This window comes from Micromonospora sp. SL4-19 (assembly GCF_047921475.1).
In the GTDB taxonomy this organism is placed as follows: domain Bacteria; phylum Actinomycetota; class Actinomycetes; order Mycobacteriales; family Micromonosporaceae; genus Micromonospora.
Window position 1 is genome coordinate 315,744 of sequence record NZ_JBLROB010000001.1, and the last position, 13,728, is coordinate 329,471.

At 73.4% G+C, this 13,728-nt stretch carries 9 protein-coding genes; 2 read left to right on the forward strand and 7 right to left on the reverse strand.

Annotated features, from left to right (window positions below):
• Nucleotides 1-88: 88 nt before the first annotated feature.
• The 5 genes from ACNAVT_RS01370 to ACNAVT_RS01390 all read right to left on the reverse strand — a co-directional run bounded on the left by ACNAVT_RS01370 (nucleotide 89) and on the right by ACNAVT_RS01390 (nucleotide 4,865).
• A complete protein-coding gene (locus tag ACNAVT_RS01370; protein WP_416292011.1) occupies nucleotides 89-730 on the reverse strand; it encodes a response regulator in 642 nt (213 codons plus the stop codon).
• Nucleotides 723-1,886, reverse strand: a complete 1,164-nt coding sequence (locus ACNAVT_RS01375; RefSeq protein WP_416292013.1) for a sensor histidine kinase — start codon at nucleotides 1,884-1,886, stop codon at nucleotides 723-725. Before ACNAVT_RS01375 ends, ACNAVT_RS01370 begins: the two co-directional genes overlap by 8 nt.
• Nucleotides 1,887-1,889: 3 nt before the next feature.
• Nucleotides 1,890-2,585, reverse strand: coding sequence for an ABC transporter permease (locus tag ACNAVT_RS01380; protein WP_416292015.1), 696 nt, complete (start codon nucleotides 2,583-2,585; stop codon nucleotides 1,890-1,892).
• A 12-nt stretch (nucleotides 2,586-2,597) separates the two neighbouring features.
• The gene (locus ACNAVT_RS01385; RefSeq protein ID WP_416292017.1) at nucleotides 2,598-3,509 is read right to left on the reverse strand and encodes an ABC transporter ATP-binding protein; all 912 of its coding nucleotides are present in this window, start codon (nucleotides 3,507-3,509) and stop codon (nucleotides 2,598-2,600) included.
• Between the two features lie 195 nt (nucleotides 3,510-3,704).
• Nucleotides 3,705-4,865 (reverse strand): acyl-CoA dehydrogenase family protein, encoded by a 1,161-nt coding sequence (locus ACNAVT_RS01390; RefSeq protein WP_416292019.1) that lies wholly within the window; start codon nucleotides 4,863-4,865, stop codon nucleotides 3,705-3,707.
• A 247-nt stretch (nucleotides 4,866-5,112) separates the two neighbouring features.
• On the opposite strand from ACNAVT_RS01390, the gene ACNAVT_RS01395 reads away from it, so the two are divergent.
• On the forward strand, nucleotides 5,113-6,540 hold the full coding sequence (locus ACNAVT_RS01395) for a UDP-glucose dehydrogenase family protein (protein WP_416292021.1): 1,428 nt from the start codon (nucleotides 5,113-5,115) through the stop codon (nucleotides 6,538-6,540).
• A 163-nt stretch (nucleotides 6,541-6,703) separates the two neighbouring features.
• Nucleotides 6,704-11,650 carry an SCO7613 C-terminal domain-containing membrane protein gene (locus ACNAVT_RS01400; RefSeq protein ID WP_416292022.1) on the forward strand — a complete coding sequence of 1,649 codons (4,947 nt, stop codon included), beginning with the start codon at nucleotides 6,704-6,706 and terminating at the stop codon, nucleotides 11,648-11,650.
• Nucleotides 11,651-12,044: 394 nt separating this feature from the next.
• On the opposite strand, the gene purE is transcribed toward ACNAVT_RS01400, so the two are convergent.
• Complete coding sequence (purE, locus tag ACNAVT_RS01405; protein WP_416292024.1) at nucleotides 12,045-12,536, reverse strand: 5-(carboxyamino)imidazole ribonucleotide mutase; 492 nt, start codon at nucleotides 12,534-12,536, stop codon at nucleotides 12,045-12,047.
• Nucleotides 12,533-13,693 carry a 5-(carboxyamino)imidazole ribonucleotide synthase gene (locus ACNAVT_RS01410; RefSeq protein WP_416292025.1) on the reverse strand — a complete coding sequence of 387 codons (1,161 nt, stop codon included), beginning with the start codon at nucleotides 13,691-13,693 and terminating at the stop codon, nucleotides 12,533-12,535. Before ACNAVT_RS01410 ends, purE begins: the two co-directional genes overlap by 4 nt.
• Between the last annotated feature and the right edge of the window lie 35 nt (nucleotides 13,694-13,728).

Consider the following 13,728-nt stretch of genomic DNA (forward strand, 5'->3'; position numbering starts at 1 on the left):
CGGGCCGGTGCTCCGGCCCGCCCGCCCGATCATCGCGTCGGTGTCAGCTCACCCTCGCCACCCGGCGTACGACCTGCGCCCGGTCTGGTCAGCCGTTCTCCAGGGTGAGCAGGCCGCGTCGGAAGGCGACGGCGACGGCGGCCGCCCGGTCGTTGACGCCGAGCTTCGCGTAGATGTGCAGCACGTGGGTCTTCACCGTCGCCTCGCTGATGAACAGGCGCGCGGCGACCTCGCGGTTGGTGGTGCCGTCGGCGATGAGGCGGAGGATCTCCAGTTCCCGGGCGCTCAGCGGGTCGGCCGGCGCGCGGACCTGGCCGAGGAGGCGGGTGGCGACCGACGGGGAGAGCACGGCCTCGCCCCGCGCCGCCGTACGGACGGCACGGACGAGCTCGTCACGGCCGGCGTCCTTGAGCAGGTAGCCGGTGGCCCCGGCCTCGATGGCGGGCAGGACGTCCCGGTCGGTGTCGTAGGTCGTCAGAACGAGGACCCGGGTCGCGACGCCCAGCCTGGCGAGTTCCTTGATGGCCGCGACGCCGTCCATCCGGGGCATGCGGAGGTCCATGAGGATCACGTCGGGGCCCAGCGCGCGCGCGAGTGCGACGGCCTCGGTGCCGTCGCCGGCCTCGCCCAACACCTCGAAGGCCGGGTCGCCGACGAACATGCCGCGGATGCCGTCCCGGACGACGGGATGGTCGTCGGCGATCAGCAGCCGGATCGGGGCCTCAGCCACGTGCCACCGCCGGAACGCTCGCGGAGATCGCGGTGCCGACGCCGGGCTCCGACTCGATCTCCAGCGTGCCGGCCAGGCGGCTCACCCGCTTGCGCATCGAGGTCAGACCGAAGCCGCCGCCGTCACGGACGCGCTCGGGGTCGAATCCGGCGCCGTCGTCGCGCACGTCCAGGGTGACCACGTCCTCCATGTACGACAGGGTCAGCCCGACCCGGGACGCGCCCGCGTGCTTGGCCGCGTTGGCCAGGGCCTCCTGCGCGGTGCGGAGCAGCGTCTCCTCGACCTCGGGATGCATGGCGCGGACCGTACCAGTGGTGGTGAAATCGGCTCGTACGCGGTGGAGCTCGCCCCACTGGGTGACGACGTCCTTCAGCGCTTCGGGCAGTGGCGCCGCCGCCAACTGACCAGGTCCCACCGCGTGCACGGAACGCCGGGCCTCAGCGAGGCTCTCCCGCGCCAGTCGTACCGCGTTGTCCACATGGCGCCGCCAGTCCTCGGCCTGCTGCGCTGCCTGCAACTGGGTGACGATGCCGGTCAGGCCCTGGGCGAGGGTGTCGTGGATCTCCGCCGCCATCCGCTGCCGTTCGTCGAGCACGCCCCCCTCCCGGGCCTGGACCAGCAGTTGGGCGTGCAGTCCCGCGTTCTCCCGCAGCGCCTCCTCGAGCTGCGTCACCATGCGCTTGCGCTCGGCGCTCCGCTCGGCCGTGACCTCGCCGACGAAGCTGAACAGGACGACCAGCGCCACGATGGCGGCGGTGAAGAACAGGTAGGTGAGGATTCCGGACGGGGTCGGCTCGGGCAGGCCACCGTTGTAGGTCGCGACGCTGATCGCCGCCGTGGCGGTCACCCCGACGAAGCGCCAACTCCCCTTCAGGTAATGCCAGGAGTGGAGGTGCCCGGTGAAGCCGAAGAAGCCGGCGAACCACATCCCCTGCGTGCAGAGCGCGCCGATCAGCACCACCAGCCCGGCCACGTAGACAGTGCCCCTGGGCACCAGCCAGATCCAGGCGGCTGCCAGCGCGACCAGGCCGAGCGTGGCCCACGACCGGCCGTCGGTCAGCAGGGCGAGCACCGTGGAGGTCGCCAGCAGGACGTACGGCGCAGCCGCCATCTGACGCTCCAGCAGCCGCTCCCACTGGTCGAGCCGGCTGGTCATAGCTCACTCCCAGCGGAAGAACCTGGCTGCGGCGATGCTGACGACCACAGCGTACGCGGCCATCACACCGAGCAGCAGGGGGCTGGGAGCGCCGTCCGCCCAGACGTCCCGCAGGCTCTGCCGGAGGGCGCCCAGCGGGGTGTACTCCCCGATCCGGGCCACGACATCGGGCATCTGATCGGTGGGCTGCATGAGCCCGGCGAGGTAGGACATCGGGAAGTACAGCAGGACACCGATTCCGTTGGCGGCTCGGCCGTTCGGCGCGACGGCCGCGATGAGCAGGCCGACGGCGAACAGGGCCGCCGTTCCGGTCAGGAAGGTCAGCACACCGGGCAGCACCCGGGTGGGCAGGTGAGCGCCGAGGACGGTGCCGGCCACCGCCAGCAGCAGGCCGCAGGCGGCAACCGCGAGGACGAGCTGCAGGAGCAGCTGCACCACCAGCAGGTTTCCCGGGCGGACCGGCGTGGTGGAGAGCCTGCGCAGGATGCCCCTTTCGCGATAGGTGGCCATGGTGGTGGGCAGCATGTACAGCGCCACGAGCCCCACGGCGATCGCCAGTGCCATCGGCAGGAGCACGGTGTCGCCCGGCTCGATGGAGCTTCCGAAGACCACCAGGATGAACAGCGGGATGAGCAGCGAGAAGATCGCTCCGGGTTCCCTGGTCAGCAGCTTGAGTTCGACGATGGCGAGCTTGGTCATGGTGTTCCTCCGTCAGTGGGTGGCGTCGAACGAGCGGCCGGTCAGGGCGACGAACGCGTCGTCGAGGGTGCGCTTGTCGATGCGCAGATCGCTGACCAGGACGTGGTCGCGGGCGAGCTGGGCGGTGACCGCCGTGGCGAAATCACCCCTGCCCGTGACGACCACCCGGTTTCCGGTCCTGGTCACGCCGGTCACCCCGGGCAGCCCTTCCACCTCGACCAGGTCCGTCGTCGTCAGCGTGAACCGCAGCTGGTGTTCGGCGTCGACCCCGTCGACCAGGCCGCCCGGAGTGTCGATCGCGACGATCTTGCCCTGGTCGAAGACGGCGACGCGGTCGCAGAGCTCCTCCACCTCGTCCATGAAATGGCTGACCAGCACCACCGTCACGCCGCTCGCCCGGACCTGCTTGACGAGCTCCCAGGTGGTACGACGAGCCTTCGGATCGAGCCCCGTGGTCAACTCGTCGAGAAACGCCACCCGCGGATTGCCCACCAGCGCCAGTGCGATGAACAGCCGCTGCTTCTGGCCACCGGACAACTTCCCGAAGCGGGCATTGCGCTTGTCCGTCAACCCCCACTCCGCGAGCAGCTCACGCCAGTCGCGGGGCCGGGCGTAGAAGGAGGCGTACAGGTCGAGCGCCTCCCACACCTTGATGTTCTCCGGCAACTGCGTGTGCTGGAGCTGCACCCCGATCTGCTCGCGGACCTTGCGCCTGTCCTTCACCGGGTCGAGCCCGAGCACCCTGATCGACCCGCCGTCGGGCCGCCGCAGCCCCTCCACGCACTCCACGGTCGTGGTCTTGCCGGCGCCGTTCGGCCCGAGGACGCCGAAGATCTCGCCCTCCTCCACGGAGAACGACACCCCGTCCAGAACGGCCAGGTCCGCGTAGCTCTTGCGGAGGTCTCTGACTTCGATGACTGCCATGGCTCAAGGATCTTCTGCCCGCCCGCCGGGCGAATCGATCTGCCAGCCATGCTCAGCGGTGGATGCTGCTGACCCGAGAATCCACCATCCGGTTGATGCCGCCCGAGCGTCCTCAGTGCCTACCTGCGGCTGGTCCCCGGCAACAGAAAACCCCGCCTCCCAAGCAGCGGAGACGGGGTTCTCACAGATCAGTGCCTACTTGAGGAGCTGGCGGGCCATGACGATGCGCTGGACCTGGTTGGTCCCCTCGTAGATCTGAGTGATCTTGGCGTCCCGCATCATCCGCTCCACCGGGTAGTCACGGGTGTAGCCGTAGCCGCCGAGCAACTGGACGGCGTCGGTGGTGATCTCCATGGCGGCGTCCGAGGCGAAGCACTTCGCGGCGGCGCCGAAGTAGGTCAGGTCCGCGTCGCCCCGCTCGGACTTGCCGGCGGCCGCGTACGTCAACTGGCGGGCCGCCTCCAGCTTCATGCCCATGTCGGCAAGCATGAACTGGATGCCCTGGAAGTCGGCGACCGGCTTGCCGAACTGCTTGCGCTCCTGGACGTACCCCTTGGCGTAGTCCAGCGCGCCCTGCGCGATGCCGACCGCCTGGGCGGCGATGGTGACCCGGGTGTGGTCCAGGGTGCGCATCGCGGTGGCGAAGCCGGTGCCCTCGGCGCCGATCATGCGGTCGGCCGGGATCCGGACGTTGTCGAAGTACACCTCGCGGGTGGGCGAGCCCTTGATGCCGAGCTTCTTCTCCGGCGCCCCGAAGCTGACCCCGGCGTCGGACTTCTCCACCACGAAGGCCGAGATGCCCTTGGACCGGGCTGTGGGATCTGTCACAGCGAAGACCGTGTAGAAGTCCGACACACCGGCGTTGGTGATCCACCGCTTCACGCCGTTGAGCACCCAGTGATCGCCGTCCCGAACGGCCTTCGTGGTCATCGAGGCGGCATCGCTGCCCGCCTCGGGCTCGGAGAGGCAGTACGAGAACATCGCCTCGCCGGCGGCGACCGGGGTCAGGTACTTGCGCTTCAGCTCCTCCGAACCGGCCAGGAGCAGCGGCATGGTGCCCAGCTTGTTCACCGCCGGGATCAGCGAGGAGGCAGCGCAGGCGCGGGCCACCTCCTCGATCACGATGGCCGTGGCCAGCGCGTCGGCCCCGGCGCCGCCGTACTCGACGGGGATGTGCGGGGCATGGAAGTCAGCGGCGCGCAGCGCGTCGTACGACGCCTTCGGGAACTCACCCGTCTCATCAGCCTCAGCGGCATGCGGGGCAACCTTCGCCGCACAGACCTCACGGACCGCGTCCCGGACCGCCTCGTGCTCCTCCGGCAACCGGTAAACGTCGAACGACTGCTCCGCGGCCATGTCGGCCCCTCCCCTTCACCGCTAAAATGCGCAGTCCGGAGCGCCTGACGCACCGCAGCCCGCACAGAGTGAAGGATAGCGACCGAGGATCTGGTTCCTTACCGCCGCGTAGGCTCGTGCATGATGGGCGTCGAAGCCGACCGGCGACCACATAACCACAGCAAGTCCCCCCACCCGGTGCCCGGCCAGGCGCCGCAGCCGAATGCGACGCAAGGTAGCGCCGCCAGTGCGAGCGGAGAAGACAGGCGTGACGATCCCGTACCCGAACACCCAGCCGGTGCCGGCCATCGCAGCGGTGACCCCGCCCTCTGGCGCGGCCCGGCCCCGGGTGACTTTCCTCGGCACCGGCTACCTCGGTGCGACGTACGCCATCTGCTACGCCGAGCTGGGCTACGAAGTGCTCGGCTACGACGTCGACGCTGACAAGATCGCCAAGCTGAACGCCGGCGAGGTCCCGATCCACGAGCCCGGCCTGGACGAGCTGCTCCGGCGCAACCTGGCCGCCGGCCGGCTCCGGTTCAGCACCGACATCAAGGAGACCGCCGACTTCGGCGACGTGCACTTCATCTGCGTCGGCACCCCGCAGCGGGCCGACGGCATGGGCGCCGACCTGTCGTACGTCGAGGCGTCGGTGACCAGCCTCGCCCAGCACCTGACCCGCAAGGCGCTGATCGTCGGCAAGTCCACCGTTCCGGTGGGCACCGCCGAGTGGGTGGAGCAGCTGGTCGGCAAGCACACCCCGGCCGACCTGGGCGTCGAGGTGGCGTGGAGCCCCGAGTTCCTCCAGGAGGGCTTCGCCGTCGACGACGTGCTGCGGCCCAACCGGATCGTGGTCGGCGTCAAGAGCGAGTGGGCCAACGGCATGCTCTACGCCGCCCACAAGGGCGTCTTCGACCTGGCCGCCACCGAGGACCGCGAGGTGCCGCTGGTGGTCACCGACTTCGCCACCGCCGAGCTGGTCAAAGTCGCCGCGAACGCCTTCCTGGCCACCAAGATCTCCTTCATCAACGCGATGGCCGAGGTCTGCGAGGCCGCCGGCGGCGACGTCACCCAGCTGGCCCGCTCCATCGGGTACGACCCCCGGATCGGCAACCGCTTCCTGCAGGCCGGCCTCGGCTTCGGCGGCGCCTGCCTGCCCAAGGACATCCGGGCGTTCCAGGCCCGTGCCCAGGAGCTCGGCGCCGGCGAGGCGCTGCGGTTCCTGCACGAGGTCGACCTGATCAACCTGCGCCGGCGTACCCGGGTGGTCCAGCTCGCCGCCGAGCTGCTCGGCCGCCGCTCCGGCCCGGCCGGGCCGGACCTCTCCGGCACCCGGATCGCCGTGCTCGGCGCCACCTTCAAGCCGAACACCGACGACGTCCGGGACGCCCCGGCGCTCTCGGTCGCCGCGCTGCTCGGCAAGGCCGGCGCCGACGTGCACGTGTTCGACCCGCAGGGCATGGAGAACGCCCGCCGGGCGGTGCCCGAGCTGACGTACGAGGCGAGCACCGGCGACGCCGTACGCGACGCCGACCTGGTCTGCGTCCTCACCGAGTGGGCCGAGTTCCGCAACGCCGACCCGGTCGCCCTGGGTGAACTGGTCAACGGCCGCAAGGTGGTCGACGGCCGCAACTGCCTGGACTCCACACTGTGGACGCAGGCGGGCTGGGAGTACCGCGGCTTGGGCCGCCCCTGACCCCACCGGAGACCTTCGACCTTTCCGGCTCGGCGCGTCCGACGCGACGCCGCGACCCCGGTGAGCCCGCCCGGCCGGCCGTGGATCCGTTCCTCGGCCGGCCGGTTCTTTTTGTTGCTCCGAACGCGCCGGCAAACGGTCGAAATCCGCGCCCGGTCAAGGCATGCTGCGACATGGAGGTCCACAGTGCGGGCCGGCCGGACGGAGGGGTGTCGTGCAGTCCTTCAGGTGCGCCTCGTGCGGGCGGGAGATCAAGCCTGCCGTCGTCTGCCCGCACTGCGGGGCGGACCAGCCACAGTGGGCCGAGCACCTCGCGGAGATCGAGCGCTCGATCGCCGAGATGAAGGCGCGCGACGCCGCGATCGCCCGCGAACAGCGGCAGATCGCCGCCAAGATGCAGGCCGCACTCTTCCAGCGGGACATCCTCGCGCACGCCGGTGAGAAACGGCACAAGCAGGCCACCCGGCCGCGCCGGGTGCTGCGCCGGCGGCCGGACCGCCGCCCGCCGACGGCCACCGCCGGGGCACCGCCGCGCGTGCCCCGTCAGGGCACCCCGCCGCCCGGCCCCGACGACCTTCCACCCCAGCCCAGGGCGCACTGGCTCGGCGCGGACGACCCGGAGCACCCGCCGGAGGCGTCCTCCCGCGAGGTGCAGAACATCCCCCTCGGGCTCGGCGCGCTGCTCCTCGGCGTCGCCGCGGTGGTCTTCGCTGCGGTCGCCACCAGCTCGATGGACGCGCTGGCCCGGCTCGGTGTGCTGCTGGTGGCGACGGTGCTGATGCTGCTCGCCCCGCCGGTGCTGGCCCGGCGAGGGCTCACCTCGACCGCGGAGACGATCGCCTCGGTGGGCCTGCTGCTGCTGCCGCTGGCGGGGTACGCGCTCTGGGCCGTCGACCGGATCGTCGGCGGCGCGTCCGGCTCGACCTTCGCCGGATCGATCTTCCTGGTCACCACCGTGGTCGCCTTCGGGTACGCACACTGGACCGGTCTGCGCGCACCCCGCTTCGCCACCGTGCTGGCCGCCCAACCGGTGCTGCCGCTGCTGGCGTACGAGCGGATCACCGGGCCGGCCGGCTGGGCGCTGGCGCTGACCGTGGTGGCCGTCGTCGACCTCACGCTGGCCCGCTCGGCGGTGGTCCTCGAGCGGCCGGTCAGGCGCGACCTGCCCACCCCGCCGCCGGCACCCACCCCGCCCCGACAGCGCGGCGCCGACGACCGGCCCGAGGCGGACCCCGAGGAGTCCGCCGAGGTGCTCGGCGCGGACGCGGACGCCCCGGCCGTCCCGCCGGCCCGCCCCGTGCCCTGGCTGCGGGAGCTGACCTGGGTGCTGCACGGGGTGGCCGTCGCCGTCGCCCTGGCGTACGCGGTCACCGCGCTGCTGCGCGCCGCGGCGGTGCCGGTCGCCGCCGGCGCGGGCCTGGTGCTGCTGCTCGCCGCGCTGGTCGGGCTGGCCGGCACCCTGGTACTGCACCGGCCGCCGCTGCCGGAGGTGGGCGCCGGCATCGTCACCCTCGCGGTGATCGGCGCGCTGGGCCGGGTCGCCTCGGTCGCCTTCCCCGGCCGATCGCTGCTGCTCATCGCCGCGGTCATCGCGCTGACCGGGTTCGCCGTCCGCGCCGTACCGGAGGCGGCCCGGCGTGGGCCGCAGCTCGCCTCGGCGGTGGCGCTGACGGTCAGCGGCCTGGTGGTGGCCGGCGGCGCGCTGCGCGCCGGGCTGGCGCCGGTCCGCGCGGCGCTGCCCGCCTGGTCGGCGGATCTGAGCCGGTGGCACGCCGAGCTGGCCGCCGCGGTCGGGCCGGCCGGCTGGCAGCTCGCGGCGAGCGCCCTGTTGCTCACGATCGCCGCGGTGATCGCCCTGCCGCCGGAGATCCGGCGCGAGTTCGCGGTGATCGGGGCGGCGCTGACCGCGCTCGCCGTGCCGGCCTCCCTCGGGCTGGCCTGGACGGCGGCCTGCTGGCCGATGCTGCTGACCGCGGTGGGCATCGGCGTGCTCGGGCTCACCGCGGACACCAAGCGCTCCGCCGTGATCCACGCGATCACCGCCGCCGCGCTCGGGGTGATCGGTGCCGGGGCCTCGCTGGCCCGGCCGGCGCTCACCGCCGCCGCGCTGGCCACCCTCTGCCTGGCCGGCGCGCTCGTGTCGCTGGCGCCCCGGGCCAGGGGCGCCGCCGGGGCAGCCGACACGATCTGCGGCTGGGCGGCCGGCGGGGCGGCCTTCGCGCTGCCCGGGGCGGTCGCCGCGTTCGTCGCCGCGGGCGTGCCGGCCGGCCCGGCCCCCACGCCGGCGAGCCTGCGCGAGGTCACCGTCCCGATCCTCGCGGCGAGCTTCTTCGGCGTCTGCGTCACCCTCGGCTACGCCGCCGTCGTCCAGGTCGCACAACGGCGCCTCAGCGCACCGCACGCGGTCGGCACCGTGCTGGGCGCGGTGGCCGTCGCCGCGGCCGGGTTCGGCGCGCCCGGCGCCACCCCCGCCGACGGCTGGGTGGGCGGACTGCTGCTGCTCGCCGCCGCGCTGCTGGCCCTGGCCCCGCGGGTCGACGCCGGCCGCCGCCCCGACCTGTCGCTGGACGGGTCGGACTTCGCTCTCGCCGCCACCACGGCGGCGCTGATCGCCACCCTGGTCCGGATCGCCGCGGTGCTCGCACCCGGCGGCCAACTCGTGGTGGCGGCCGGGCTGGTGCTGGTGGTCGCCGTCGCCGCCCGGGCGATGCCCGAGGAATGGCGGCGTGGACCCATCCTCGGCCTCGCGGTCGGCGGCGCGCTGGTCGGGCTGATCGCCGGCTGGAGCGCCCTGCGCGGCGGGGTCGGCGTCCTGGCGACGCCCGGCCCGATCTGGGCCGGCGACCTGAGTGGCTGGCCGGCCACGCCGACCGGCGGGTCGACCTGGCAGGCACCCGTCGCGTTGGCGCTGCTGGCGGTGGCCGCCGGCATCCTGCTGCCGCCGCCCTGGCGGTATGACGTCGCCGGTGCGGCCGCCGTACTCGCCACCATCGGCGCCCCGGCCGCGTTCGACCTGCCCTGGTGGTCGCCGGTGCTGGTGGGCGCCATGGTCGCCACGGTCTTCGGGATGGCGGCAGCGGCCACGGTGGACCCGCGGGCCGCACTGTCCTGGGTCACCGTGGCCGGGGTGGTCGCCCTGCACGCCGCCGGCGCGGGGCTGGTCCGCCCGTGGACCACCGCGCTGGCGCTGGGCAGCATCGCATTGATCGGGGTGGTGGTGGCCGCGCTGGCTCGGGCGCTCGCGCCGTCCCTCGTCGAGGACGTCCGAACCGAGGGGATGCCGCCCCACCTGGTGCAGGTGGGCAGCGCGGCGGCGGGCGCCGCCCTGCTCGCCCTGCCCGGGGCGGTCGCCGCACTCGCCGCCGAGTTCGGCCGCTCACCGCAGGTGGTGCTCACCGCCGCGCTCGCCGCGTCCAGCATCGGCCTCGCTGCGGTGGCGGTGGTCCGCCGGCAGGTCCCGCAGTACCTTCCCTACACGAGCGTGGCCGTGGTGGGCGGCGCGACCGCCAGCGCGATCGCCGCCGTCGTCGCCCACCTGCCCTCCGGGGTCTACGCCGCCGCCGCGGCGCTGCTCGGCGTGCTCGCGGAGCTGGTCCGCGCCGCCACCGCACCGCCGGTCGGCTCGGCCCGACCGGTACGCCGCTGGTCGGTGCTGTTCGACGGGGCGCTTCGCCGGCTGCCGGACGACGGCACCGAGCTGCGCTGGCGGGTCAGTCCCGCCGCCGGGGCGCTCGCGGCGGCGACGCTGCCCACCGCACTCGCCCTGTTCACCCTGGCGCCGCCGCTACTGGTGGCCCTGGGCGAGCCCTTCCGGGTGCTGCCGCGCATCTGGCAGGGCGCACCGCCCGAGCTGCTCACCCCGCCCGCCGCGGCGGTCGATCCCACGCACGTGCTGACCGCGGTGGTGCTCACCGCGACGGCGGCGCTCGCCGCCAGCGGCTTCAGCGAGGGCCGGCGCTCCCGGGCCGTCCCGGTGGTGCTGCCCGGCGCGGCCGTCACCCTGCTGATCACGCCGGTGGCCCTCGGTCACGGCTGGCCGGAGAGCGCGCTGGCCGGGCTCGCGGTCTTCGCCCTCGCCATGCTGGGACTGGCGCTGACCCCACCCCCGCCGCTGGTCGAGCCGGCCCGCTCGCTCCGCGTCGCCCGGGTGCTGGTGTTCGCCATCGGGCTGGCCGCCGGGGGCGCCGGGCTGGCCGGCAGCCTCGCCACCCGGGAGCTGACCCTCCTCGCGCTCGGCGGCGCGGTCGGCGTGGGGGCCGTCGCCGCGCTCTTCGGCACCACCCAGCGGGCCCGCATCCTCGGCTGGTTGTTCGCCTCGGTGATGGCCGAGCTGTTCGTCCTCACTCTCGGCCTGGTCGCCGGGCTCGCCGCGGTCTGGTCGGCGTTCGGGGTACTGGCGGTGGGGGCGGCGCTCCAGGTCTTCGCCGCCACCCTCCCCCGGCTGCGTCGCCCCGAGGCGTACCGGGAGGCGGCCACCGTGGAGTGGAGCGGGTACGCTGCCGCTCTCATCGCGCTGGCGCTGGCGTACGACTCGCCCCGGCACATCGCCGCGCTGCTGGCCGCCTGGGGCGCCGTTCTCGGGGTGGCGGCCGGTCGCCCGGGCCGCCGGCCGGCGGAGCGGCGGATCCTGTTCTGGTCGGTGGTGGCCTGCGAGATCAGCGCCTGGTGGATCATGATGCGGGCGGCCGACGTGGCGCTGCCCGAGGCGTACACCCTGCCGTTCGCCGCGCTCGCCCTGCTGGTGGGAGTGTTGGAGCTGCGGCACCGGCCGGACCTGTCGAGCTGGGTGGCCTACGGGCCGGCGCTGGTCGCCGCTTTCCTGCCGACCCTGGCGATCGTGTTGGCCACCGACACCACCATGCTGCGGCGCGTGCTGCTGCTGCTCGGCGCGGTGGCGGTGCTGATCTTCGGCTCGATGAGCCGGCAGCAGGCACCGGTGATCGTGGGGGCCACGGTCACCGCGATCGTCGCGGTGCACGCGCTGATCAGCCTCGGCCCGTGGCTGGTGCTGATCCCGGTCGGCATCGTCCTGCTGGTGCTCGGCGCCAGCAACGAGCGCCGCCGCCGCGCCCAGGAGCGGCTGCAGACCGCCCTGCGCGGCATGAGATGACGGGCCGCCGCCAGGACCCGGCGGTGGGCGCCGGTGTCGGCGGTGGGCGGCGCCGGCACACAGTGGTGGCCTTCGGCGCACCGGTCACGCTTCGTCGTCGATCGCCGCGCCCAAGAGGGCGCTCCGCACCGCCTTTGCTCTGCAGCCATCAACGCAGCAGCAACCTACGGTGATGGAGGCAGGGGACAGGCAGCTTTGCTCCGACCGGTTAGGCCCAGCTCGAGCGGGTGCTGCGTATCTGGGTGCAGAGCAAGGGCGGGCGCGGGGTCGGGCCAGGAGAGGCACGCGCATCAACCGAGAGTGACGCCAGCACGTCATGACGGAACGTGATCAGCCCACCTGATTCGGGCAGGAATCAGGCTCGCGGAGCCGGCGACGGCGGAGCCCGCGAGGGTCAGCCGAGCGAGGCGCGGAGCGCCGCGTCCTTCTCGGCGACCAGCTTCTCCAGGCTCGCCTGGTAGGCGACCATCCGCTGGCGCAGCGCCGGGTCGCTCGCGGCCAGGATGCGCACGGCGAGCAGGCCGGCGTTGCGGGCGTTGCCGATCGACACCGTGGCCACCGGCACGCCGGCCGGCATCTGCACGATGGAGAGCAGGGAGTCCATCCCGTCGAGGTGCTTGAGCGGCACCGGCACGCCGATCACCGGCAGCGGGGTGACCGAGGCGACCATGCCGGGCAGGTGAGCCGCCCCGCCGGCACCGGCGATGATCACCTTGAGCCCCCGGTCGGCGGCGGCGCGGCCGTATTCGATCATTTTGACCGGTGTGCGGTGCGCCGACACCACACCGACCTCGTACGCCACCGCGAACTCGTCGAGCGCCTCGGTGGCGGCCTTCATGGTAGGCCAGTCCGAATCACTGCCCATGATCAGCCCGACGATGCTCACTCGTGCCCCTCCCGCAGCCAGCGGGCCGCTCGCGCGGCCCGGGCCCGAACATCGTCCAGGTCGTCCCCGAGCACCGTGACGTGCCCGATCTTGCGGCCGGGGCGCACCTGCTTGCCGTACAGGTGGACCTTGGCCCCGGGTTCGGCGGCGAACAGATGGTGCAGCCGCTCGTCGATGGACATCCCGCCTGGCTCACCGCCCAGCACGTTCGCCATCACCACCACCGGCGCGGCGAGCGAGGTGTCCCCCATCGGGTAGTCCAGCACGGCCCGCAGGTGCTGCTCGAACTGCGAGGTGCGGGCCCCTTCGATGGTCCAGTGCCCGGAGTTGTGCGGGCGCATCGCCAGCTCGTTCACCACGAGCCCGGCGGGCGTCTCGAAGAGCTCCACGGCGAGCAGGCCGACCACGCCGAGCGCGGTGGCCAGGTCGATGGCGAGCTGCTGGGCGGCGACCGCCAGCTCCTCCGGCAGGCCCGGCGCCGGGGCGAGCACCTCGACGCAGATGCCCTCCCGCTGCACCGTCTCCACCACCGGATACGCGGCGACCTGCCCGAACGGCGAGCGGGCCACCTGCACGGCCAGCTCCCGGCGCAGTGCGACCCGCTCCTCCACGATCAACGGGGTGCCCCCGGCGAGCAGGGTCGCGGCCAGCTCGCCGGCCTGTGCGGCGTCGTCCACCAGCCAGACGCCCCGGCCGTCGTAGCCGCCCCGGGCCGCCTTCAGCACCACCGGCCAGCCGATCTGCTCGCCGAAGGCGACCAGCTCGGCCGGCTCCTCGACCGGACGCCAGGCGGGGTTCGGCGCGCCCAGCTCGCCGAGCCGCTCGCGCATCACCCGCTTGTCCTGCGCGTGCAGCAGCGCCTCGGCCGGTGGGAAGAGCTTCACCCCCTCGTCGGCGAGGGTACGGATGTGCGCGGTGGGCACCTGCTCATGGTCGAAGGTGATCACGTCGCAGCCCTTGGCGAAGGTGCGCAGGGCGGCGAGGTCGGTGTGGTCGCCGTACTGGACGTCGGCCGCGACCAGAGCCGCGCCGTCGTCCGGGGCGAGTGCCAGCACGCGCAGCGACTGGCCGAGGGCGATGGCGGCCTGGTGGGTCATCCGGGCCAACTGGCCACCGCCCACCATGCCGACGACAGGCAGTCCGGTACGGGAATCCATAGCGCCGCCAGCCTATCCGGGCGGGTGCCGGAGCC